This window comes from Phenylobacterium sp. (genome assembly GCF_036502675.1).
Lineage (GTDB): Bacteria > Pseudomonadota > Alphaproteobacteria > Caulobacterales > Caulobacteraceae > Phenylobacterium.
In genome coordinates this window covers 13,586-35,850 of sequence record NZ_DASXYF010000017.1, presented here as the reverse complement: position 1 = coordinate 35,850, position 22,265 = coordinate 13,586, and the positions used below count along the sequence as shown (strand labels likewise).

At 68.9% G+C, this 22,265-nt stretch carries 20 protein-coding genes; 13 read left to right on the top strand and 7 right to left on the bottom strand.

Annotated features, from left to right (window positions below; all coding sequences use genetic code 11):
* The 3 genes from VGL30_RS02420 to VGL30_RS02410 all read left to right on the top strand — a co-directional run.
* Window positions 1–256, top strand: a 256-nt coding sequence (locus tag VGL30_RS02420; RefSeq protein ID WP_331536401.1) for a hypothetical protein, incomplete at its 5' end; no start/stop codon positions are given.
* Window positions 256–1,239, top strand: coding sequence for a glycosyltransferase family 2 protein (locus VGL30_RS02415; protein ID WP_331536398.1), 984 nt, complete (start codon window positions 256–258; stop codon window positions 1,237–1,239). The genes VGL30_RS02420 and VGL30_RS02415, both read left to right, overlap by 1 nt.
* A complete protein-coding gene (locus VGL30_RS02410) occupies window positions 1,236–2,021 on the top strand; it encodes a polysaccharide deacetylase family protein (RefSeq protein ID WP_331536396.1) in 786 nt (261 codons plus the stop codon). Before VGL30_RS02415 ends, VGL30_RS02410 begins: the two co-directional genes overlap by 4 nt.
* Here VGL30_RS02410 and VGL30_RS02405 read toward each other — a convergent pair.
* Window positions 2,005–3,852, bottom strand: coding sequence for an HAD-IIIC family phosphatase (locus VGL30_RS02405; RefSeq protein WP_331536394.1), 1,848 nt, complete (start codon window positions 3,850–3,852; stop codon window positions 2,005–2,007). The two genes, VGL30_RS02410 and VGL30_RS02405, sit on opposite strands and share 17 nt — an antisense overlap.
* A 196-nt stretch (window positions 3,853–4,048) precedes the next feature.
* Between VGL30_RS02405 and VGL30_RS02400 the strand changes: the two genes are divergently transcribed.
* Entirely contained in the window at window positions 4,049–4,459 is a 411-nt protein-coding gene (locus VGL30_RS02400; protein ID WP_331536392.1) for a DUF4112 domain-containing protein, read from the top strand.
* Here VGL30_RS02400 and VGL30_RS02395 read toward each other — a convergent pair.
* Window positions 4,456–5,742, bottom strand: coding sequence for a GNAT family N-acetyltransferase (locus tag VGL30_RS02395; protein ID WP_331536390.1), 1,287 nt, complete (start codon window positions 5,740–5,742; stop codon window positions 4,456–4,458). The genes VGL30_RS02400 and VGL30_RS02395 overlap by 4 nt on opposite strands.
* A gap of 152 nt (window positions 5,743–5,894) precedes the next feature.
* Here VGL30_RS02395 and VGL30_RS02390 point away from each other — a divergent pair, with 152 nt between their 5' ends.
* The 4 genes from VGL30_RS02390 (at window position 5,895) to VGL30_RS02375 (ending at window position 12,096) form a co-directional block, all read left to right on the top strand.
* A complete protein-coding gene (locus VGL30_RS02390) occupies window positions 5,895–7,184 on the top strand; it encodes a nucleotide sugar dehydrogenase (protein WP_331536388.1) in 1,290 nt (429 codons plus the stop codon).
* A gap of 84 nt (window positions 7,185–7,268) precedes the next feature.
* The gene (locus VGL30_RS02385) at window positions 7,269–7,904 is read left to right on the top strand and encodes an SIS domain-containing protein (protein WP_331536386.1); all 636 of its coding nucleotides are present in this window, start codon (window positions 7,269–7,271) and stop codon (window positions 7,902–7,904) included.
* Window positions 7,905–8,315: 411 nt separating this feature from the next.
* A complete protein-coding gene (locus VGL30_RS02380) occupies window positions 8,316–10,172 on the top strand; it encodes a phosphoenolpyruvate carboxykinase (GTP) (protein WP_331536383.1) in 1,857 nt (618 codons plus the stop codon).
* 175 nt (window positions 10,173–10,347) lie between these two features.
* Window positions 10,348–12,096 carry an ATP-binding protein gene (locus VGL30_RS02375; protein WP_331536381.1) on the top strand — a complete coding sequence of 583 codons (1,749 nt, stop codon included), beginning with the start codon at window positions 10,348–10,350 and terminating at the stop codon, window positions 12,094–12,096.
* Here VGL30_RS02375 and VGL30_RS02370 read toward each other — a convergent pair.
* From VGL30_RS02370 to VGL30_RS02360, 3 genes are all read right to left on the bottom strand, one after another.
* The gene (locus VGL30_RS02370) at window positions 12,065–14,263 is read right to left on the bottom strand and encodes a TonB-dependent receptor (RefSeq protein WP_331536379.1); all 2,199 of its coding nucleotides are present in this window, start codon (window positions 14,261–14,263) and stop codon (window positions 12,065–12,067) included. The genes VGL30_RS02375 and VGL30_RS02370 overlap by 32 nt on opposite strands.
* A gap of 104 nt (window positions 14,264–14,367) precedes the next feature.
* Window positions 14,368–16,293 carry a nucleoside-diphosphate sugar epimerase/dehydratase gene (locus tag VGL30_RS02365; protein WP_331536377.1) on the bottom strand — a complete coding sequence of 642 codons (1,926 nt, stop codon included), beginning with the start codon at window positions 16,291–16,293 and terminating at the stop codon, window positions 14,368–14,370.
* Between the two features lie 233 nt (window positions 16,294–16,526).
* Complete coding sequence (locus VGL30_RS02360) at window positions 16,527–17,213, bottom strand: TorF family putative porin (protein WP_331536375.1); 687 nt, start codon at window positions 17,211–17,213, stop codon at window positions 16,527–16,529.
* A gap of 295 nt (window positions 17,214–17,508) precedes the next feature.
* On the opposite strand from VGL30_RS02360, the gene queF reads away from it, so the two are divergent.
* Window positions 17,509–17,958, top strand: a complete 450-nt coding sequence (queF, locus tag VGL30_RS02355; RefSeq protein WP_331536373.1) for a preQ(1) synthase — start codon at window positions 17,509–17,511, stop codon at window positions 17,956–17,958.
* Between the two features lie 180 nt (window positions 17,959–18,138).
* Here the strand turns inward: queF and VGL30_RS02350 are convergent, their stop codons facing one another.
* Window positions 18,139–18,750: a nitroreductase gene (locus VGL30_RS02350; RefSeq protein ID WP_331536371.1), complete on the bottom strand. Its 612-nt coding sequence runs from the start codon at window positions 18,748–18,750 to the stop codon at window positions 18,139–18,141.
* 80 nt (window positions 18,751–18,830) lie between these two features.
* On the opposite strand from VGL30_RS02350, the gene VGL30_RS02345 reads away from it, so the two are divergent.
* From VGL30_RS02345 to VGL30_RS02335, 3 genes are all read left to right on the top strand, one after another.
* Complete coding sequence (locus VGL30_RS02345; protein WP_331536403.1) at window positions 18,831–19,445, top strand: NUDIX hydrolase; 615 nt, start codon at window positions 18,831–18,833, stop codon at window positions 19,443–19,445.
* A 26-nt stretch (window positions 19,446–19,471) separates the two neighbouring features.
* On the top strand, window positions 19,472–20,302 hold the full coding sequence (cysE, locus tag VGL30_RS02340) for a serine O-acetyltransferase (protein WP_331536369.1): 831 nt from the start codon (window positions 19,472–19,474) through the stop codon (window positions 20,300–20,302).
* 92 nt (window positions 20,303–20,394) lie between these two features.
* On the top strand, window positions 20,395–20,601 hold the full coding sequence (locus VGL30_RS02335; protein ID WP_331536367.1) for a DUF3126 family protein: 207 nt from the start codon (window positions 20,395–20,397) through the stop codon (window positions 20,599–20,601).
* Between the two features lie 54 nt (window positions 20,602–20,655).
* Here the strand turns inward: VGL30_RS02335 and VGL30_RS02330 are convergent, their stop codons facing one another.
* Window positions 20,656–21,420, bottom strand: a complete 765-nt coding sequence (locus tag VGL30_RS02330; protein ID WP_331536365.1) for a PhoH family protein — start codon at window positions 21,418–21,420, stop codon at window positions 20,656–20,658.
* A gap of 311 nt (window positions 21,421–21,731) precedes the next feature.
* On the opposite strand from VGL30_RS02330, the gene VGL30_RS02325 reads away from it, so the two are divergent.
* Window positions 21,732–22,265 (top strand): gamma carbonic anhydrase family protein, encoded by a 534-nt coding sequence (locus VGL30_RS02325; protein WP_331536363.1) that lies wholly within the window; start codon window positions 21,732–21,734, stop codon window positions 22,263–22,265.

The following is a 22,265-nucleotide window of genomic DNA, read 5'->3' as shown; positions in this document are numbered from 1 at the left end:
GGTCACCAATCGCTACGCCAACAAGGACTTGGCGACGGCGCACGACAACATCATCTCCGCGCCGGACATCGACGGGCTGACCATCGCCAACGCCTTGGCCCAGGCTTGCCGCGACTTCGAGGCGGCGCCGGACGCCGGCTGGGCGGCGCAATCGCACATGCCGGCTTTCCTGGACCCGTCGCCCTGGGCGTTCCTCGATGAGGTGGCCTTGGAACTGGGCAAGGTCTGGCAGCGTCTGCCGCCGGCGAGGGCTTGATGGCGTTCGTCGGCCCCAAGGACGACCAGCCGGTCGAGCTGTCGATCATCGTCATCAGCTACAACACCAAGGTGCTGACGCTCGAGGCGCTGGCGAGCCTGTTCCGCTTCCCGCCACCGGTGAACTTCGAGGTGATCGTCCTCGACAACAAATCGCCTGACGCCAGCGCCGAGGCGATCGCCAAGGCTTTCCCTCAGGTCGAATTGATCGCCCACCCGACGAACGTGGGTTTCGCCAAGGCCAACAATATCGCCGCGGAGCGCGCGCGCGGCCGCCGGCTCCTGCTGCTCAACCCGGACACGGTGACGCTGGAGAACAGCCACGCCGGGCACTGGGCGTTTGCCGAGCGGGAGCCCGAGCGGGGAATCTGGGGCGGCCGGACCCTGTTCCCCGACCTGACCCTCAACCCGACCAGTTGCTGGCGGCGCATGACCCTGTGGAGCCTGCTCTGCTCGGCGCTCGGCCTGACGCACATGTTCCCGAACAGCCGCCTTTTCAGTTCGGAGGCCTACGGGGACTGGAAGCGCGACAAGGTGGCCGATGTGGATGTCGTCACCGGCTGCTTCCTCATGATCGACACCGCCCTGTGGCGGCGGCTCGGCGGCTTCGACGAGGCCTTTTTCATGTACGCCGAGGAGGCGGACCTTTGCCTGCGCGCCAAGGCGCTCGGCGCACGCCCGGGCATCTCGCCCGAAGCGGAGATCGTCCACATGGGCGGCGTGTCGGAGGTGACCGGCGTCGACAAGATCGTGCGCACCGTGCGCGGCCGCGTGACCTTGATGCGCAAACACTGGAGCCCGCCGGCGGTGGCGCTGGGCAAGGCGCTGATGCTGCTGTGGTCGGGCCTGCGGCTGGTGGGGTCGCGCTTCATTTCCGGACGCCGCGATGAGCCGGGCGCCTCGGGGGCGAAGTGGCGCGAGGTCTGGAGCCGGCGCGGCGAATGGCTCGCCGGCTACGACGCGCCGCCGAAGGCGCGCACGTGAGCCTCAAGAGCGGGGTCAAGTCGGCGATCGCGGTCGCCTGGGACGCCGGTTCGCGCCTGAGCCGGCCCGCGCCCAAGCTGACGATCCTCTACTACCACGCCGTGCCGGCGGCCCAGGCCGCCGCCTTCGACACCCAGATGGCCTATCTGAAGCGCACGGCGAACATCGTCGCGCCCGACCACACCGGGCCGCTGGCCATCGACCGGCCGAACGTGGCGGTGACCTTCGACGACGCCTTTCGCTCGGTGCGGGAGAACGCCCTGCCGGCTCTGGCGCGCCATGGGGTGCCCGCCACCATCTACGTGCCGACCGGAAACCTCGGCCGCCAGCCCGGCTGGCGCATGGAGACCAGCGGCGACCGCGACGAGGTCGTGATGACCGCCGAGGAGATCGCCGCCCTGCCCAGCGACCTGATCGCCATCGGCTCGCACACGGTCAGCCATCCGCACCTGACGAAGCTGTCGGACGAGGAGGTTGGCGAGCAGTTCGGGGCCTCGCGCGCGGCGCTGGAGGGCCTGCTCGGGCGGACCATCGATACGCTGGCCTTTCCCTACGGCGACCATGACGCGCGGGTGGTCGAGTTGGCGCGGCAGGCGGGCTACCGCTTCGTCTACACGGTGGCGCCGCAGGCTATCGCGGCCGGGGACACCGCGACCTCGCGGGGGCGGACGGGCGCCGACCCGGGCGACGCGCCGGGCCTCTTCGCCTTGAAGACCCGCGGGGCGTTCGACTGGATGCCGATGGCGTCCAGCCTGAAGCGGCGCCTCAGGCCTCGATCGTAAGGAAGTCGACGGCGAGGTCGCCCGGTTGCAGGTCGCGGCGCAGGCGCCCGTCGGCGTCGGGCGCGAAGCCCAGCTTCTCCAGCACCATCTCGGCGGCGCGGTTGCGGTCGGTGCGCTTGAAATTGACCACCACCGCCTTGGCCGGCGTCTTCCCGGGCCCCTCGGCGAGATGCCAGAACAGCGCCTGTTCGATGAACTTGCCCTGCACCCGGCAGGACAGCATGAAGTCCTCGATCACCACGTTCTCACCGCCGCCCGGCGCCGGCTCGCGGCTGGAGAGACAGAAGCCCACCGTGCCGTAGCCGCCGAACTTGTCGCGGCAGACCACGACGTGGCGTTCGCGGTCCTCGCCGAGGATCTTGCTGATCGCCTCGCGATCGTATTTCCGGCCCGAGAAGTTGAGCTGGTTGGTGCGCTGGACGAGTTCGACCACGCGGTCGAAGTCTTCCGGCCGGTCGCGGCGGATCTCCACGTGGATGTCGCAGTCGCGCAGGAAGGTGAGGTAGTCGTCGCCGTAGCCTTCGGCGGTCTGCTCGCGGACGATGGCCTGGCGGTACATCTCGCGGCGACCGCGGGATTCCTTGGTCACGGCGCCCTGCAGGCGGGGATTGTCGGCCAGGGTGGCGATGACCGTGTCGGGCAGGACCTCGACGCCGGCGACGGCGCCTTCCACCTCGGCCCGCTCGAAGGGATTGTCGTCGACGAAGAGGACGGTGTCGGCCCCGATGTCGATGGCGGCGATGATCTGGGCGACGCTCTCCGACTTCGGGCCCCAGCCGATGCGCTGGTGCAGCACATAGTCCGCAAGGCCCAGGGCTTCGAGCTTGGCCATGGCGTCGTCATGGGCGTTCTTGCTGGCGACCGAGATCAGCACGCCGCGCTCATCGAGGGTGCGGAAGAGGTCGGCGATGCCGGGCCGAAGCGCGACCTCGCCCTCCAGCAGCACGCCGTCCCACAGGGTGTTGTCGAGGTCGAAGATCACCAGCTTGCCGGGCTTGGCGGCAGGTTTGGCCGTGGCCTCGGCCGTGGCTTTCGGCGCCCCAGCGGTCTTCTCCAGGGCCACCAGGTCCAGGCGACGGAAGATCAGGTGCACGTCGTCGCCGTCCGCCGGCGTCAGGGCCAGGTTGAAGGGCAGGCCGGACATCAGGATGTCGCGCATGTCGCCGACCGGGAGGACGTGGCGAGAGAAGCCGGGCTGGGCCTCGATGGCGAGGCTCATCGGCCGCGGCAGTTGATCGGTGCGCACGTCGCGGTTCAGGCGGAGCTTGTCCACCGTCGCGGTCAGGATGACGCGGACCGGCGCGTCGCCGGGGTTGACGATCTCGGCCAGGAAGGCGTCGGGCAGGGCGGTATGGTCGTCGGCGGCCTGCAGCCGGTCGTTGATGCGCTTGTGCAGCGCCTCCATGGCGGTCGCCCAGCGGGACTGGCCGGTGACGCGGGCGATGCCGCGCCCGACGCGGGCGGCGGCCGGCGTGGCCAGGGTCAGAAGCCGTTCGCGGCGCCGTACGGTCTCCACCGGAATGAGCGCGCCGTTGCCCTGGGCCTCGAGCTTGCCCCAGCGCCGGAAACGGACCTCGGCGGCCGGGCCGTCGGCGCTGCCGGCGCTGTGGTTGGGGACGATGCCGTCCTCGAAGCGGCGGCATTTGCCGGCCGAGGTGGCGAGATAGAGGTCGCAGGTGGAATAACAGGCGGGCGCGGCGCATTCGACGCAGTGCTCGCTCCAGGCCAGCATGACCCGATGGGTCACCTTCGGTTCGTCGCCGACCGCGGCGGCCGGAAGCGGCGTCGCCGTCGGGCGCGTCTTCGGCTTGGCGTCTTCAAACTGGAACATGCGCGTCTCTGCTGGCCTGCCGGCCGGTCGGTCGTCCCATACTCCGGAACCCCTTAGCATATCGGAAAGCCGCCAGGCCGCCTTCCGCCTGGCGTCGCATATGGGCGTGACAGATCGTCGACGCCATAGGTCCACGCTCGCGAAAGGATGGGGCCGCATTGTGGAGCCCGACCGTCTCGGCGACGTTGGAACGCCTATGGAAACCGACCGCGAACGCGCGCACCGCGCCTGGCGCAACGCCGAGCGCATCAAGAAGCTCTCCGACGACCTGATCAAGATCGGGCCGTGGGGCCTTGGGCTGGACGGCGTGCTGGCCTGGGTGCCGGCCGCGGGCTCGATCTACAGCCTGGGGACCGCCGGCCTGCTGCTCTACGAGGGCGCGAAGGCGCAGGCCTCGACGTGGACGATGGTTCGCATGGCCGCCTACATGCTGGCCAACAGCGCGATGAGCGAGGTTCCGGTGATCGGCTGGGCAATGGACACGCTGTTCCGCGCCCAGCTGATGGCGGCCAACGCCCTGCAGCGGGACATCGAGGCGCGGCATGGCCCCGCGCCGGCCGCCGACGAGGCGCGGCCTCAAAGGCAAGCCCTCGGCGCGACGCGCTAGCCGGCCTTTGGCGCTGACGGCTTGGGGGCGGCCAGCCGGCCGCGGAGACCCTTCAGCGCACGCTTGATGAACAGCTTGGTCTTCAGGACCGCCCGCCGCTGAAGATGCTTCAAGAGAAAGGGCGCGCCGCGCGGCGTGGTGGCCAGATGGTAGCCGTAATAGTCGATGCCGGAGTCCGCCCACCTCAGCTTGTAGAATTCGCCAGTGATCCGGAAATCGAAGGCCAGTTTCCGCGCGAAGCACAGGGCGATCAGATCCTCCAGCAGGAGATTGCCGGGTGAATAGAGGCTGAGGTCGTGATTATAGGCGGTGAGGTAATATTCCATGGTGTTTGAGGATTCGAGGGTCACCGCCGCAGCGGCGATCTCGTCACCCGCCATAAGGGCGTAGACATTCACCCCCTCGGAGGCCTTGCAGACCTCCTGGAAGAACCTCAGGGCCTCGGCATGGAGGACCCAGCTTCGGGTGATATTGTGCTCGGCCAAGCTGCGCCGCTTGATCTGGAAGATCCAGTCGACCGTCCGATCGACGCGATCTGGCGCCTCGATCTTCTCCAGGCGCACCTCGCCAAGCTGCGACAGGCGCTTGCGATCGTATTTCAGGCCCGAGCGGAACGATTTCGAACGGGCCGCCATCCAGGTCGCCCAGTCCGTCGTAAGGCCGGCGCTGACAGCGGGCGATCGGATCATGCCGCGGTGCTTAAGGAGAGGCGCCCTGTCGAGGAATTCCCGGATGGGATTGTCATGGGCGATGTTGTGGACGATCAGGACGTCGGCCTGGTCCCGGGCGGCGCGGAACAGCAGACGGCTGGCCTCGCGCCGCCGGGAATCCCGCACGACGATCGGACCGGCGTATTCCTCGTGTCCCCCACAGCCCAGATGGATTGCCATGCGGCCCCAGGAACCGGTCTCGACATAGAGCGGCCAAACAGCGATCAGGTCCTCGCCGGCCAGGGCTACGAGCACGCGCAGCGCCGCATCGGGGCGCGCGCTGCCGACCTCGCGCCAGCCCAAGGCGGCATACTCGAAGCTCAGGGACGGCGAGGCGGCGACCGCCTGGGCAAGCGCGTTCCATTGGCCTTTGAAACCGCCGAGAGACTCAAAGTCCTCGAAGATTTCGACCCTGATCGGCAAGGCCGTCAGTGGCGCCGGGGATATCGGAGTTTCGGTTGCCATCTTTGCCTGCAAGATCGGAGGCGTCCGCTTCCGCCGGGTCGAATCCGTCGATCCAGCGACCATACCGCGCGGCGCCGGCCCCAAAATCGATGCCTCGCCACCGAACATTGCCTATCGCGGGGCGGCTTTGGAGGGATAGTCGCAAAACCTTCGTTTTGAGATAACGCGCCTTTCCTGCAGGGCGCTTTGGGCGAGATCGAGGCGTTTCGCGGCGTCGCGGCTGTGCTAGTCGCTACGCTTTGACCGCTCGCGAGATCCCGATGCCGCTTAATCCCTTTACCCAGACGCCTGCGAAGATCGCGGTGATCGGTCTGGGCTATGTGGGGCTGCCGCTGGCGGTGGCCTTCGCGGCGGCGAACGAGGTGGTGGGCTTCGACATCAAGGCCGAGCGGATCGCCGAGCTGCGGGCCGGCGAGGACCGGACGCTGGAGATCTCGGCCGAGGAATTGTCGGCCGCGACCGGTCTGAAGCTCAGTTCCGATCCGGCGGACCTGAAGGCCTGCAACGTCTTCATCGTCACGGTCCCGACGCCGATCAACGCCGACAAGACCCCCGACCTTTCCGCCCTGATGGCGGCGAGCCGGACGGTCGGCGCGGCGATCGGCCGGGGCGGCGTGGTGATCTACGAAAGCACGGTCTATCCCGGCGCGACGGAGGAGGACTGCGTGCCGGTGGTGGCGGAGGTTTCGGGGCTGACCTTCAACCGCGACTTCTTCGCCGGCTATAGCCCCGAGCGCGCCAATCCGGGCGATCCGACGCATCGGCTGGCCAATATCGTCAAGGTGACGGCCGGCTCGACGCCGGAAGCCGCGGACTTCGTGGACGCGCTCTATTCTTCGGTGGTGGAAGCCGGGACGCACCGCGCGAGCTCCATCCGGGTGGCGGAAGCGGCCAAGGTGATCGAGAATACCCAGCGCGACCTGAACATCGCTTTGATCAATGAGTTCTCGCTGATTTTCCAGCGGCTTGGCGTCGATACTTCCGAGGTCCTGGCAGCGGCCGGGACGAAGTGGAACTTCCTGAACTTTCGGCCGGGGCTGGTCGGCGGACACTGCATCGGCGTCGATCCCTACTACCTGACGCACAAGGCCGAGGCCCTGGGCTACCACCCTGAGGTGATCCTGGCTGGGCGGCGGATCAACGACGGCATGGGCGGCCACGTGGCCTCCGAAGTCATGGCTGCGATGGCCGGGCGCGGGACGCCTGCAAAGGACGCCCGGGTGCTGGTGATGGGCCTGGCGTTCAAGGAGAACTGCCCGGACCTACGCAACAGCCGGGTGATCGACGTGGTGCGGGCGCTGGCGGACTATGGGGCGGGCGTGGACGTCCACGACCCCTGGGCCGACCCGGACGAGGCCATGCGGGAATATGGCTTGGAACTGGTGGCGAAGCCCGCGGCCGGCGCCTACGAAGCCATCGTCGTCGCCGTCGGCCATCAGGTTTTCCGCGACCTGGGCGCGGCCGCGATCCGGGCTTTCGGCAAGGCCGGGAGCGTGATGTTCGACGTCAAGGCGATGTTCTCCAGAGAAGAGTCCGAGCTACGGCTCTAGCCTTCGGCGATGGGGGAGTGAACTTTGCGGGACGGATGCGATTCGTCGGCCGTGCACGGGGCGAGCCGCGAAAAAGAGGGGCCGATGACGGACGCAAGCCTGTTTCCAGACCGTCTCTACGGCGACGCCGGCGCCTACGCCGACGCCTATTTCGAGCGCCTGGCCCTGGCGGCCGCGAGCCTGGACCGCGACGTGCTGTCGGCGGCGGGGCGGATGCTGGCCGAGCAGGCGGCCAGGGGCCGGACGATTTTCGCCTGCGGCAACGGCGGCTCGGCGGCGGTCGCCAATCACCTGGCCTGCGACTGCATGAAGGGCGTGCGCGCCGACAGCGGCCTGAAGCCGAGGGTGCACAGCCTCTCGGCCAACGTGGAGCTGATCACCGCCCTGGCGAACGACGTGGGGGTCGAGGCGATGTTCGTCGGCCAGCTGTCCTCGCTGGCCGAGCCGGGGGACGTGCTGATCGCCATCAGCTCGTCAGGCGCCTCGCCCAACATCGTGGGCGCCCTGGCCTGGGCGAAGGAGAACGGGCTGAAGACGGTGGCGATGACCGGCTTCTCCGGCGGCCCAGCCATGGAGGTGGCGGACTTCGCCCTGCACGTCGACGCGGCCAACTACGGGCTGGCCGAGGACGTGCACCAGTCGATCATGCACATCCTGGCCCAGCACCTGCGCCACAGCCACCTGACGGACCCGAGCCGGCTGGGCCGCCTGAAATTCTAGACGTGGCCTGCGCCCGAATTCGGCCTCCGCCGCGGCGTCCCGGGCACGGGCGGCGTCACTTCCCCTCGCGCGGACCATCGGCCGTCCACCCCGGCGTTTCGGCGGCCAAGGCCCAGTCAGGCCTCGATGTTCCGGGAAACGGCGCCTGGCTTTATGCACCGCTGCGCGCTTCGGGGGCATTGGCGTAGGACGGCCGAGGGTCTATGGTTGTGCACCCCCCCGCCGCTGCCCGGCCGCGCGGCGGGTGAATATAGATTTCGCAATGCAATTGCGCATTTGAGTTGAACTGAACGCGAGGGCGGCCGGTTTGCAGCGGGGCTTAATGCAATTAGGACGTAGTCGGCTGAAGTTCGAGTCGAGACCCCGCGCCGTAAGCCGCGCGCGCTCGGACGGTGGCCAAGGAGTTTGTGCATGACCAAAGGCACGGTCGCCGGGCTGACGCCGGCGCCCACCCGCAACGCGAAGTTGATCGCCTGGGTGGGCGAAGTCGTCGCGTTGACTGAACCGGATCGCGTCCACTGGTGCGACGGCTCGGAAGCGGAATGGACGGCGCTGACCGCCGAGCTGGTGGCGGCCGGCACGCTGAAGCCGCTGAACCCGGCCAAACGCCCGAATTCGTTCTATGCGGCCTCGGACCCGCGCGACGTGGCGCGGGTGGAAAGCCGGACCTTCATCTGCTCCAGGGATTCCGAGGACGCCGGGCCGACCAACAACTGGCTGGACCCGGAAGAGATGCGCGGCGACCTCAAATCGCTGTTCAAGGGCTGCATGCGCGGGCGCACCATGTACGTGGTTCCGTTCTGCATGGGACCGCTGGGGTCGAAGATCAGCGCCATCGGCGTCGAGATCACCGACAGCGCCTACGTCGCCGTATCCATGCGGATCATGACGCGGATGGGCCAGCCCGCCCTCGACCAACTCGGCGAGGACGGCTTCTTCGTGCCGGCCCTGCACTCGGTGGGCGCGCCGCTGGAGCCCGGGCAGGCGGACGTGGCCTGGCCCTGCAACGAGATCAAGTACATCGTCCACTTCCCGGAGACCCGGGAGATCTGGTCCTACGGCTCCGGCTACGGCGGCAACGCGCTGCTGGGCAAGAAGTGCTTCGCCTTGCGCATCGCCTCGGTGATGGCGAGGGACGACGGCTGGTTCGCCGAGCACATGCTGATCCTGAAGCTGACCGCGCCGGCCGGCGAGGTGCGCTACATCGCGGCCGCCTTCCCGAGCGCCTGCGGCAAGACCAACATGGCCATGCTGCAGCCGACGCTGGCCGGCTGGAAGGCCGAGACGGTCGGCGACGACATCTGCTGGATGCGGTTCGGCGAGGATGGCCGGCTCTATGCGGTCAACCCGGAGGCCGGCTTCTTCGGCGTGGCGCCGGGAACCGGCGAGGACACCAACCACAACGCCGTGGCCTCGCTGTGGGGCAACTCGATCTTCACCAACGTGGCGTTGACCGCCGACGGCGACGTCTGGTGGGAGGGGCTGACGTCCACGCCTCCGGAGAACCTGACCGACTGGCGCGGCCAGCCGTGGTCGCCCGGATCTGGCCAGCCGGCGGCGCACCCCAACGCCCGCTTCACCGTCCCGGCCAGCCAGTGCCCGGTGATCGCGCCGGAATGGGAGGACCCCAAGGGCGTGCCGATCTCCGCCATCCTGTTCGGCGGCCGGCGCGCCAGCGCCGTGCCGCTGGTCACCGAGGCCTTCAACTGGCGCCACGGGGTGTTCCTGGCCTCCAACGTGGCTTCGGAAGGCACGGCGGCGGCGGAGAACCGTATCGGCGAACTGCGCCGCGACCCCTTCGCCATGCTGCCGTTCTGCGGCTACCACATGGGCGACTATTTCGCCCACTGGCTGACGCTGGGCGCGCAGGCGGACGTCTCGAAGCTGCCGCGGATCTATTTCGTCAACTGGTTCCGCAAGGACGCCGAGGGCCGCTTCGTGTGGCCGGGCTACGGCGACAACAGCCGAGTGCTGAAGTGGATCGTCGAGCGGCTCGACGGGACGGCCGAGGCCCGCGAGACGCCGATCGGCCGGGTGCCCTCGGCCGACAGCCTGGACCTGTCCGGCCTGACCCTGACGCAGGCCCAGCTCGACACCCTGCTCACCGTCGATCCGGCGGTCTGGCTGGAGGAGGCCGCGCTGATCGCGCCGGCCTATGAAAAGCTGGGCGACCACCTGCCGGAAGCGCTCTGGGAGGAGCAGCGCGCCTTGATGGAACGCCTGCAGCAAGCCGCAGGGGCGAGCGCGGCCATGGCGGCTGCGGAATAGGGCGCCGCCGCGCGCGGTTGTGTCGCGGGCGGTAACACAATCCTTAGTTAAATCGGCTTGATTGTGCGGAGGGCAGGGAGAGATCTCGATGTCAGCCGCCGACGCATGCAGGCCGATGGACGCTGTGGAGCGGGGTTCGGCCGCTGAAGCTGCGGTCCTCGCCAACAGCCGGTCGTTGAACCATCTTCCCAGCGCCGGCCTGGTCACCGTGGTGGGCCTGGCCGTCGTTCCGCCCCTGGCCGTCGTGGTCTGGGGCCTCCTGATGGCCTTCGCGCTGCTGCTGGAGCACAGGACGGCCGCGGACGCCGGGATGGCGCCCGGCCGGCCGCGGGGGCGGGCGGGGAGGAGGGCCCGGTCCCTGATAGCCACGCTGCTCACCAGCCTGCTGTACGCTGTGGCGGGCGCGGTGCTGATCGCCAAGGGAACGGGCGGGGCGCGGATGTTCAGCTTCGCGCTGATGGTCAGTTCGATGGTTTTCGTGCTGTTGAAGAGCTATCGGCGTCCCGGAGAATTCCTGATCGGAATCTTCCCGCAGGCCGCGGTGGTGCTGGTCATCGGCGCCGGCCTGATCCGCGCCGCCACCAGCGACGGCAGCTATCTGACGGCGCTGACGCCCGTCGCCACCGTGGCCCTGCTGTTTGTCCTGTTCTCGGTGGCCCGCGGCCATCTCGCCGCGGCGTCGTCGGCGCTGATCCAGGCGACCACGCGCGCCCAGGAGCGGGAGCGGGCGGCCAATGCGGCCAACCAGGCCAAGAGCGAGTTCCTCGCCACCATGAGCCATGAGATCCGCACGCCGCTGAACGGCGTCCTGGGCATGGCGCAAGTGATGACGGCCGATGCTCTTGGCGACGTCCAGCGCGAGCGGCTGACGATCATCCGCCGCTCCGGCGAGACGCTGCTGGCGATCCTCGACGACATCCTGGACCTCTCGAAGATCGAGGCCGGCAAGTTCGAACTGGAAGAGGTGGAGTTCGAGCTCGAACCGCTGGCGCGCGGGGCCATCGCCACCTTCTCGTCGCTGGCCAACCAGAAGGGCGTGGCCTTCGAGTTCAACGTGGAGGAGGCCGCCCGTGGCGCCTATCGCGGCGACGCCACCCGCATCCGCCAGATCCTCTACAACCTGATCTCCAACGCCGTGAAGTTCACGCACGCAGGGCGCATCGGCGTCTGCATCGCCGCGGACCAGCACGGGCTGCGGCTGCGGGTGACGGACACCGGCATCGGCATCGCGTCCGAGCATCTGCCGCGGCTGTTCGACAAGTTCGTCCAGGTGGATTCCTCCACCACCCGCCAGTTCGGCGGCTCCGGCCTCGGCCTGTCCATCTGCCAGGAGCTGACGCAGCTCATGGGCGGGGCGATCGAGGCGTCCAGCGTCGAGGGTCGGGGCTCGACGTTCGAGGTCACGCTGCCGCTGAAGCCGCTGCAGCCGTCGACCGCTGCACAGGTTGAGACGGCGGCGCCGCGGCCGCAGGATGCGGAGCCCTCGGCCACTTCGGAGATCCGGGTGCTGGCGGCGGAGGACAACGCCGTCAACCAGGTGGTGCTGAAGACACTGCTGCAGCAGGCGGGCGTCGAGCCTGTGATCGTCGAGAACGGCGTCGAGGCCCTGGCCGCCTGGGAGCGGGAGGACTGGGACGTGATCCTCATGGACATCCAGATGCCGCAGATGGACGGCCTGACCGCCACGCGGGCCATCCGGGCGCGGGAGGCGGAGACCGGCCGGCGGCGGACGCCGATCATCGCGGTCACCGCCAACACCATGGCCCACCAGATCTCCGACTACGACGTGGCGGGCATGGACGTGGTGGTGCCGAAGCCGGTTGAGGCGGTCCGGCTGTTCGGAGCCCTGGAGGCCGTGCTGGCCGCCGCAGAGGCGGCGGCGGCGGCCGACCCTACCAGCCGTAGCGAAGCTGCAGCCCGATAGAGCGGCGGTCGGCCCAGCGGCGCGTCGAGACCTGTCGCACCAGATAGTAGCGGGCGTCCGTGAGGTTGCGGGCGAACACCGCGCCCTGCCAGGGCCCGGATTCCAGGCCCGCGCGCAGGTCGGCCACCTGGCGGTCTTGCAGCTTGAAGATCGGCGCGATGACGTCCTGCACGCCGCCCCACTGGGCCGAGTAGTTCAGGTTGCCGAAGACGGCGAGGCCGTCTGGCAGCGGGTGTCGGAAATCGAGGTTGGCGGACGCTATCCAGTCCGGGGCCTGGGGAACCTTCAAGCCCTGGTAGAGGCCGGCGGTGAACCTGCCCGCCTGCCGTGACGCCGACGCCCGCGCGGTCAGCTGGCCGCCGGCCCAGGCGCCGCGCCAGACGGCTTCCGCCTCCAGGCCCCAGATCCGCCCCTCGCCGCCGTTGGACACGAAGTTGGTCGAGGCGATCGGGCAGACAGGGTTGGACGGGGCGCAGCCGTTGTTGTCGAGCACGATCACGTCGTCGACGTGGGTGAGGTAAGCCGCCACGGCGCCGTAGAACCGCGCGCCGGCGTAGGCCTTGGCCCCGGCTTCGTAGGTCGTGGAGGTCTCGTTCCCGTAGGTCGGCGGCACCGGCTTCGGCTGGCGCGGATCGCCGATGCTGGCGTTGAAGCCGCCGACGCGGTAGGCGCTGCCCGCCTTGACGTAGGTCATCAGGCCGGGACGGGTCCGCCAGGACAGCAGCGCGTTGTAGGCCAGGTTGTCGGGGCTCGCGCCGCCGACGCTGGCGGGGATGGCCGGCGTGGTGGTTCCCAGCAGGAAGCCGCGCTGAGTGTAGCGCTTGTCGTCGGCGGTGTAGCGTCCCTCGATCGTCAGGTTCAGCCGGCGGGCGACGTCGTAGCCCAGCGAGCCGAAGGCCGCGGCGGACTCCCAGGTCTGGGTCATGGTCCGGTCGGCGCCCAGCGTCGGATTGGCTCTGGTGGGCGTGCGGGTCTGGGCGAGGTAGAAGTCGCTGCCCAGCTTCAGGTATTCGGCGCCGGCCAGCCAGGCGAAGCCGTGGGCGCCGCCCGTCAGGTGCACCTCCTGGAAGATGGTCTGGGTGGTGTCCGCGGCCGTCTGGCTTGTGTTGGGGTCGGTGGTCGTGGCCGGATTGCCGCGCGCCCGCTCCGCGGCCAGGCTGGCCGCCGTGAAGCCGTCGATATCGGACACCACCATCACCTTGCGGCGGCGCAGGGACGTCACCGATGTCAGCAATCCCCAGCCCAGGTCATAGCGCGCCGTCAGGACCGCGCCGGTGAGCTCGGTGTCGGCGGAGCCCGGAATGCTCCAATCAACGGCGTAGGGGTCGCTGACATAGCCCAACGGAAACAGCGGCGGCGTCGGCGGGACGTCGATCTGGAACGCCACGTTGCTGGTGTCCAGCTTCTGGTGCTCCACCAGCAGGGTGACGTCCAGCGGTCCGCGCACCATCCGAAGTTGGCCCCGCAGGCCCAGGCCGTGCTGCGCGTCGAGGTAGTTGCCGAACGTCCTGTTGCGGAAAAACCCCTTGTCCTGGTCCATGTAGTCGACGCCGAACCGCACGGCGAAGCTGGCGCCCAGCGGCGCGTTGACCACCGCCTGCACCTGCTTGCGATCGAGCGTCGCGCCGTACTCGACCTGCGCCCATCCTTCCCGCCGGAACACCGGCGGGGCGGAGATCAGGTTGATCGCCCCGCCCACGGCGTTGCGGCCGTAGAGCGCGCCTACGGTGCCGCGCAGCACCTCGGCCCGCTGCAGGTCGAAGGTGTCGATGCGCATGAAGTTGCGGCTGAACTGCAGGCCGCCGGCCACGTAAACGCCGTCGCGATAGAGGCCGACGCCGGAATCGGCGCTCGTCGCCCGCGCCGTACCCGATCCGCGCAGCGACATCTCGGAGGTGGTCGGCGAGGCGGTGTTGTTGAACCGCAGGCCCGGCGCGCCGCTCAGCAGGGCTTCGGCGTCGGTGGCGCCGCCGCGGGCGCGGATCGTGCCGGCGTCGATCACCGACACGGCGATCGGCACGAGCGCCAGACGCTCAGGGCGCTTGCGGGCGGTGACGACGAGCTCGCCGACGCTGGCGGCGGCGGTCTGCGCCGTTTCGGCAACGGCGACCGGGGCGACGCCGAAGGTGGCCGCCGCCAGGGACAGACTTGCGAAGCTCAGCCGCATCGCCCCCTCCGGTCAGCGACGAAGTCGCGACCGTAGGTGTGCAGGCTTGAAACAAATGCTAATGGCTGAGCGCGCTCAGCATCGCTTCCCGGGACGGGCCGGGCTCAGCGGTTGGCGACGACGCGGAGGTTCGGGACGGCGCCGGCCTTCTCCCCGCGGATCTGGGCCACGAGGTCGAACAGCGCGCGGCGGACTTCCTCGATGTGGCCGCGGCCGGCCATGGCCTCAAGCTCCAGCAGGTGCTTGGGCGTCACCCGCAGGGCCGAGGGAGAGACCACCTCCAGCACCTTGGGCGCGCAGGGCAACGAGCGCTCGGTCTCGTCCAGCAGGGCCTCGGTCAGCTTCTCGCCCGGACGCAGGCCAGTGATCTCGATCTCGATCTCCTTGCCGGGCGTGGCGCCGGAGAGCGCGATCATCTGGCGCGCGAGGTCCATGATCCGCACCGGCTCGCCCATCTCCAGCAGGAACAGGCGGGCGCGGCTGGCCTCGCCTTCGGCGCTGGCGGCGGTGGCGTGCAGCACGAGCTGGGCCGCCTCCGGAATGGTCATGAAGTAGCGGGCCATGTCCTGGTGGGTGACGGTGACCGGCCCGCCGCGCTCGATCTGCGACTTGAAGATCGGCACCACCGAGCCCGCCGAGCCCAGCACGTTGCCAAAGCGCACGGCGGAGAAGCAGGTGCCGCCTTCACCCACCTGCTGGGCCTGGATCACCGCCTCGGCCAGGCGCTTGGTGGCGCCCATGACATTGGTGGGGTCGACCGCCTTGTCGGTGGAGATCAGCACCATCTGCGCCGCGCCGCAGGCCCGCGCGGCCTCGGCCACGTTCCAGGTGCCGATGACGTTGGTGAGCACGCCCTCGCAGGGGTGGCGCTCGACCATGGACACATGCTTCAGCGCCGCGGCGTGGAACACGAGGTCCGGCTGCTCGTCGCTGAAGGCGTTGACCACCCGGGTGGCGTTGCGCACGTCACACAGCACCGAGCGGCGCGACAGCTGCGGATAGGTCTCGGCCATCTCGCGGTCGATCTCGAAGAGACCGGTCTCGGAGAAGTCGAGCAGGGTGAGGTGGGCGCACTGGAAGGCGGCCACCTGGCGGCAGAGCTCGGCGCCGATGGAGCCGCCGGCGCCGGTGATCAGCACCCGGCGGCCGCGAATCAGGTCGCCGATGCGGCGGCGGTCCAGCTCGATGGGCTCGCGGGCCAGCAGCTCCTCGATGTTGATCTCCCGCATGGGCAGGAGCGTCAGGGTGTCGTGTTCGCCCAGCTCGACGATCGAGGGCAGGCGCAGCAGGCGGATGCCGTCGTTCTTCAGCCGGCCGAGCTGGTCGGCGGTGAGGCTCTTGAGGCGCGCCGGCTCCTCCAGGAACAGGATGGCGCGGGGATAGCGGTTCCAGCGGCGCAGGTCGGCCAGCGCCGCCTCCAGGTTATCGAGGCTCTCGATGATGCAGACGCCGCGCACCTGCTGGCCGACGTCGCGCGAATCGACGCCGACGATGCCCACCGGCGTGTAGGTGCGGTCATGGCTGCGGGCGACGTCGCGCAGATAGGTGTCGGCCAGCGACGGCGGGCCGATCAGCAGCAGCGAAGGCGCCTGGGTCACCCGGTCGCTGATCGACTTCAGCGGGGCGAAGGAGTCGAGCGCGTGCTCGTGCAGCGCCCGGCGCATGATCCGCCCGCCCATGGAGCCCACCATCTGGAACATCGGGGCCAGGAACAGGATCGCGCGCGGCAGGCCGCGGGCGCGGTCGAACACGAACACCGTCAGCAGGAAGACGCCGATCGTCAGCAGGGCGATTCGCGCCAGCACCAGGGCGTCGGGAATGGAGGCGTAGCGCCAGGGCGACAGCTCGCGGCGGAACAGCATGGTGAAGGCGCCCGCCAGCGCCGCGTAGATCAGGATGAGCTGCGCCAAGCTGAGCGACGGCGGCAGAACCGCGGCGTCGGAGCGGAGCGGTGCGGCGAGGTAGGCGATGGCGAAGGCCGCAGCGGCGACGATGACGTCCGCCAGGATGGTCTGGGCCCGAAAGGCCATCCGCTCCATGGGCCGCGCTCCGCTGCTGAGACGAGTCGCCAGCATAGTCTTGGGCTTGCGGCCGTCCAATGAAGTTCCGCGATCTCGTGGAGCGCCCCGCATCGATCCGCCTCGCGTACTCATGCTTCGCCTCGAAACGGACCCGGAGGGACCTTAGGAAGCGCACGACTCGCGCGCAACGAGAAAAGCCGCCGCCGCCTGGCCGCAGCCTTGGCGACCGAGGTCGGCCGCGACTAGAAAGTGGATTTCAGGCTGACGACGCCGCGGCTGCCGTAGATCTTGCCGAGCTCGTGCTTGTTGGTGTCCCAGTAGCGCACATCGACGCCGATGCGGTCGTTGAAGGCGTAGCCGACGCCCAGGTTCCAGGTGGTGTAGTCGGCCGGGGTCTTGGCGATCTCCTGCCGGCCTACGGCGCCGGAGACGCTGAAATTCCCGGCCAGCGGGATCGAGCCGCTCACCTCGTAGTAGTAGGCGCTGTCGTTATCGACCGGGCCAAAGGTGTCCGGCGAATAATAGAACGCCGCGCCGAGGGAGCCGCTGCCCAGCGGCATGGTTCCCAGGGCCTTGATCTCGGCATAACCGTAGTGAGCGCCGTGCGGCGGATTGACATAGCTGTAGTAGATCGCGCCGAGATCGAGCGAGACGGGACCCAGGGTGGGCTTGAAGCCGGCGTAGAGGTCCACTTCGGCGTCGGTCGAATCGTTGAAATCGATGTTGGAGGCCCAGACGCCCGCGTAGAGCTTGTCGATGGTCAGGTCGACTCCGCCGAAGACTTCCGGGTCCTCGTTGGTCTGGCTCACGCCGCGGAACACGTAGTCCGAAGCTGCACCGATGTTGAACGTGACCTTGGGGCTCGCGTCATCTGCGAACGCCGCGCCGCTCGTGGCGAGCGTGGCCGCGACGACGAGCAGCGGGAGCATCATCGATTTCATCGTTCTATCCCATGATTGTCGACCGGACTCGCGCCTACCGTCGGGCGATGTCTTCCCATCTGGCTTTCCCCCAGATCAGCGAAGGCCGATCCGGCCGCAAAGCGTAACTAGGACATGGGTGGAAATTAGGCGTTAATGTGCGACATAGCCTGTTTTCTAAGCTCGTCTCGGCCGCGTGTTCTTCGGGACGACCTGGCTCGGGGCTTGCGACGCGGGGCCCCGCCGGGGGCCGGCGCGCCTGTCACGGTTGTCGGAGCGCAAGGTCGGGTCTAAAGGCGCGCGGATGAACGAGACCCCTCAACTCGGCCGCGACGCGCCCCGTCCCGCCGGCCCGGAGACGGCGGTGCTGGACCGCGTGCCCAATCCGCATCCGCAGGACGTCTATCTGGCCCGGTTCACCCAGCCGGAGTTCACCACCCTGTGCCCGGTGACCGGCCAGCCGGACTTCGCCCACCTGGTGATCGACTACGTCCCGGCGGCCTGGCTGGTCGAGTCGAAGTCGCTGAAGCTCTACCTGGGCTCGTTCCGTAACCACGGCGCGTTCCATGAGGACTGCACCCTGGCGGTGGCGAAGAAGATCGTGGCCGTGGCCGAGCCGCGCTGGCTGCGGATCGGCGGCTACTGGTACCCTCGCGGGGGCATGCCGATCGACGTGTTCTGGCAGACCGGTCCAGCCCCGGAAGGGCTGTGGCTTCCCGACCAGGGCGTGGCCCCCTACCGCGGCCGCGGATGATCCTCCAAGCGGCGCCGCCACATCACGCCAGTGTGGGGTAGCCAACCTCGGAATGGCGGTATATGTTCATTCCCGCCCATCTCTCCTCGGGCGTGTCACCTCAGGCCGGGCGACGCCGACGCGTCGTCCGGCCGTTGAGTTTTCAAGATTTTTTCGCCTTTCAGGGAAGCGCCGGTCGGCTCACGCCGACCAGTGGGTGACGAGTGCGCCCACCTCCGGGCGCTCGCGTTCCAGAGGCGGCTCGACCGCTGTTCCGATCAGCACGAAACCCGCCACCCGCTCGCCCGGCGAGAGCCCCAGGATCGCGCCCGCCTCGGCGTCATAGGCGTACCAGTCGGTGATCCAGTTGGCGCCGAAACCCATCGCCTGCGCGGCGTAGAGCAGGGTGGTGCAGACCGCGCCGCAGGAGAGCTGCTGTTCCCACTCCGGGATCTTGGCGGCCACGGGGCGGAACACCACCGCCACGCCGAGCGGCGGGGCCTTGAGCTTGCCGAGCTTGGCGGCCGAGACGCCGTCGCCGCGGCCGTTGGCGAGCGCCTCCAGGCGGGCCGCGAACCCGGCCTTGCCGTCGCCCTCCAGAACGATGAACCGCCAGGGCGAGAGCTTGCCGTGGTCGGGGGTGCGGGCGGCGAGGCGCAGGAGCTGCGCCAGTTCATCCGGAGAGGGGCCGGGGGCCGTCAGGGTCAGGGCGGAGGTGGAGCGCCGGCGGGCAAGGAACTGCAGCACCTGCGGAACCGGCGGCTGGCCGAGCGGCGCGCCGAGCTCGGCTTCGGGGGGCAGGGCGATGGTCACGGGCGCCTCACAGGAAAGCCGATAAGCTGCGCCCTCTTTATGGGAACGCGGCGGCGTTGAACAAGGCGGACGGGATGAAGATGCCGAAAGAACCTTCCTGGCTGCGGCCGCACGGGACGCCCTGGACGCGGAGCCGGCCGCGGGTGGCCTATGAGAACCCGTGGCTGACAGTGACGGAATTCGACGCGGTGGCGCCCACCGGGCGGCCGGCGTTCTACGGGGTGGTGGGCTTCAAGAACGTGGCGACCGTCGTCCTGCCGGTGCACGAGGACGGCACGGTGGTGCTGGTGGGCCAGCACCGGTTCCCGTTCGCCGACTACAGTTGGGAAGCGCCCGAGGGCGGCGCGCCGCTGGGGGAGGACCCCCTGGAGGGCGCCAGGCGCGAGCTGCGCGAGGAGGCGGGGCTGGAGGCCGCCCGGTGGCGCGAGGTGCTGCGGCTGCAGCTCTCCAACTCGGTGACGGACGAGGCGGCGGTGGGTTACCTGGCCACCGGCCTGACGGCTTGCGCGCAGGGGCCCGAGCCCGACGAGACCGAGTCCCTGGCGCTGGCGCGACCGCCGTTCCGCGAGGCGCTGGAGGCGGCGGTCGCCGGCCATTTGAAGGACGCCTTAACGGTGGCGATGCTTCTTAGGGCTTACCATATGGCCCGGGAAGGCGCGTTGCCGGGCGATCTGGCGCGCGCCATGTTAGGTTAGAACGATCGATGGGCCGGGAAGAACCGATGAGCCAACGACTGGAAGTGATCGACCCCGCCGCCCCGCCGCCGGTGTGGGCGGCGCTGCGCAACGAGTCCCTCCAGGCGGCGCGGAACGAGCCGGCGCTGGCCAGCCTCCTGAACGCGGTGGTGCTGAGCCACGAGAACCTGGGCGACGCGCTCTCCTATCAACTGGCGCGCAAGCTGGGCGACCAGGAGCTGCGGGCCATGAGCCTGCGGGAGCTGGCGACAGCGGCCTACGAGTCCGATCCCCGGCTGGTGGAGATCGCCGAGGAGGACCTGAAGGCGGTGTTCGAGCGCGACCCCGCCTGCAAGGGCTATGTCCAGCCGTTCCTGTTCTTCAAGGGCTACCAGGCGCTGCAGACCCAGCGGGTGGCACACTGGCTGTGGAACGAGGGGCGCGAGACCATCGCGCTCTACATGCAAAGCCGGATGTCGGAGGTGTTCCAGGTGGACATCCATCCGGCGACGCAGATCGGCTCGGGCGTGTTCATCGACCACGGCACCGGCATCGTCATCGGCGAGACGGCGGTGATCGGCGACGACGTCTCCATGCTGCAGGGGGTCACCCTGGGCGGCACGGGCAAGGAGCGCGGCGACCGGCATCCGAAGATCGGCCGCGGCGTGCTGCTGGGCGCCAACGCCACGGTGCTGGGCAACATCGTCATCGGCGACTACGCCAAGGTGGCCTCGGGCTCGGTGGTGCTGAAGCCGGTGCCGCCCGGCTGCACGGCCGCCGGAGTGCCGGCCCGGCTCACGAACTGCCCGACCTGCGCCGAGCCGGCGCGCAGCATGGACCACACGCTCGCCGAAGAGGTCTACGACTACGTCATCTGACGGTTTGGAATGCGCGGCGCGAGCGGTTAGGTTCGCGCCGTCGAGTCTGGCCGGGCGGCGTCGCCGGGGCTGGAGGTTCCAGGAGCGCCGTCGTGGACGAGAAAACCATCCGCAAGGTCGAAAGCCATCTGCGCGGCACCTTCGCCAATGCGCGGATCACGCTTGCGCCCCGCCCCAAGCAGAAGGATTCCTGCGAGGTCTACGTCGGCGAGGAGTTCATCGGCGTGGTCTACCAGGACGAGGACGAGGACGGCTCGTTCATGTTCGAGATGGCGATCCTGGCGGAGGACCTGCCGTAAGGCGGCGGTGAAAGCCGGCCGCCGCCCGGAGGCGACGGCCGGCCCCAACGAAAGCTAGAGCACCCCCAGCATCTCCGCGACCAGCGGGTGGCGGACGATGTCGCGGTCCTGCAGGCGGACGACGGCGATGTTGCCGACGGCCTCGAGCTTGGCGGCGACGGGGCCGAGGCCGGAGAGCTCCGGCAGCAGGTCGGACTGGGCGGGGTCGCCCGTGACCACCATGGTGGAGTGCCAGCCCAGGCGGGTCAGCAGCATCTTGAGCTGCATGTAGGTGCAGTTCTGCGCCTCGTCGATCACCACGAAGGCGTTGTTGAGGGTGCGGCCGCGCATGAAGCCCACCGGGGCGATCTCGATGGCGCCCTCGGCTATCAGGGCGCGCACGCGCTTCATGGAGATGCGGTCGGACAGGGCGTCGTAGAGGGGACGCAGGTAGGGGGCGAGCTTGTCCTCCATCTCGCCGGGCAGGAAGCCGATGGATTCGCCGGCTTCCACCGCCGGCCGGGAGAGCACGATGCGGGCGACGCGGCCGGCCTCCAGGGCTTCGACGGCCTTGGCGATGGCCAGATAGGTCTTGCCGGTGCCGGCCGGGCCCAGGGCCATCACCAGGGACTTGGCGTCGATAGCCTCAAGCAATTCGTGCTGACCGGGAGACTTGGCCTTTATAGTCTTGATGTAGCCCTGCTCGCGATCGTCGTTGTGATGCGCCAGCGGCGACCAGGGACGGTCGAGCGGCAGCCGGCGGATCTTGCCGTCATCCGCATGCTGACCGGCGTCATAGGCGCCTTCGCGCAGTTGTCGCTTCAGAGCTCTTCTGGTCATCAAGGCCTCCGTGGGGGCAAGAAAAAAGGGCGTCTCCGGAATGGAGCGCCCTTCGGGTCGCAGAAAAAAAGCGGTGGGGCGCGCGCGGCCCGGCGGTTCGCTGGCGGGGCGAGGTCCCGGCGGAGAATTCCACCGAAGCGCACTACGCGGCACCCGATACTCCGTTCAACAGTGACCGTGAGCCGGACAGCCCGGCCCGCGGGCGGGATCCGGGATGGCTATCGCGCCCCCGAATCGCCCGACTAGAATGATCCTAGCCGTGTTTATGAACGCTTAAATGCGGCAAAAGGTTCGAGAAACGAGGTGTACGGATGGCTGTCTACAACTTGGGCGAATTGCGGCCCGAGCTGCCCAAGGAAGGTGAATACTGGATCGCGCCGAACGCGGTCGTGCTCGGGAAAGTCACGCTCAAGAAGAATTCCTCGGTCTGGTTCAACGCCACGGTGCGCGGCGATAACGAGACGATCGTCATAGGGGAGAATTCCAACATCCAGGACGGGTCTGTGCTGCACACCGACTATGGTTCGCAGCTGATTATCGGGGCGAACGTCACCGTGGGGCACATGGTGATGATGCACGGCTGCCAGGTGGGCGACAATTCGCTGATCGGCATCGGCTCGATCATCCTGAACGGGGCCCGGATCGGGCGGAACTGCCTGATCGGCGCCAACTGCCTGATCACCGAGGGCAAGGAGATCCCCGACAACTCCCTGGTGATGGGCGCCCCGGGCAAGGTGGTGCGCGAGGTCAGCCCGCAGCAGGCGCGGGGCCTGGGCATCTCGGCCGCGGCCTATGTGGCCAACTGGAAGCGATATCGCGAACAGCTGGCGCTCGCCGGCCTTTAG

What these genes read in the sequence shown, in the direction of transcription:
- VGL30_RS02325 (WP_331536363.1), top strand. Translation starts at nt 21,732, where the DNA reads ATGGCTGTCTACAACTTGGGCGAATTGCGGCCCGAGCTGCCCAAGGAA.
- VGL30_RS02330 (WP_331536365.1), bottom strand. Translation starts at nt 21,420, where the DNA reads ATGACCAGAAGAGCTCTGAAGCGACAACTGCGCGAAGGCGCCTATGAC.
- VGL30_RS02370 (WP_331536379.1), bottom strand. Translation starts at nt 14,263, where the DNA reads ATGCGGCTGAGCTTCGCAAGTCTGTCCCTGGCGGCGGCCACCTTCGGC.
- VGL30_RS02400 (WP_331536392.1), top strand. Translation starts at nt 4,049, where the DNA reads ATGGAAACCGACCGCGAACGCGCGCACCGCGCCTGGCGCAACGCCGAG.
- queF (WP_331536373.1), top strand. Translation starts at nt 17,509, where the DNA reads ATGAACGAGACCCCTCAACTCGGCCGCGACGCGCCCCGTCCCGCCGGC.
- VGL30_RS02390 (WP_331536388.1), top strand. Translation starts at nt 5,895, where the DNA reads ATGCCGCTTAATCCCTTTACCCAGACGCCTGCGAAGATCGCGGTGATC.
- VGL30_RS02385 (WP_331536386.1), top strand. Translation starts at nt 7,269, where the DNA reads ATGACGGACGCAAGCCTGTTTCCAGACCGTCTCTACGGCGACGCCGGC.
- cysE (WP_331536369.1), top strand. Translation starts at nt 19,472, where the DNA reads ATGAGCCAACGACTGGAAGTGATCGACCCCGCCGCCCCGCCGCCGGTG.
- VGL30_RS02415 (WP_331536398.1), top strand. Translation starts at nt 256, where the DNA reads ATGGCGTTCGTCGGCCCCAAGGACGACCAGCCGGTCGAGCTGTCGATC.
- VGL30_RS02395 (WP_331536390.1), bottom strand. Translation starts at nt 5,742, where the DNA reads ATGTTCGGTGGCGAGGCATCGATTTTGGGGCCGGCGCCGCGCGGTATG.
- VGL30_RS02405 (WP_331536394.1), bottom strand. Translation starts at nt 3,852, where the DNA reads ATGTTCCAGTTTGAAGACGCCAAGCCGAAGACGCGCCCGACGGCGACG.
- VGL30_RS02365 (WP_331536377.1), bottom strand. Translation starts at nt 16,293, where the DNA reads ATGGCCTTTCGGGCCCAGACCATCCTGGCGGACGTCATCGTCGCCGCT.
- VGL30_RS02345 (WP_331536403.1), top strand. Translation starts at nt 18,831, where the DNA reads ATGCCGAAAGAACCTTCCTGGCTGCGGCCGCACGGGACGCCCTGGACG.
- VGL30_RS02360 (WP_331536375.1), bottom strand. Translation starts at nt 17,213, where the DNA reads ATGCTCCCGCTGCTCGTCGTCGCGGCCACGCTCGCCACGAGCGGCGCG.
- VGL30_RS02380 (WP_331536383.1), top strand. Translation starts at nt 8,316, where the DNA reads ATGACCAAAGGCACGGTCGCCGGGCTGACGCCGGCGCCCACCCGCAAC.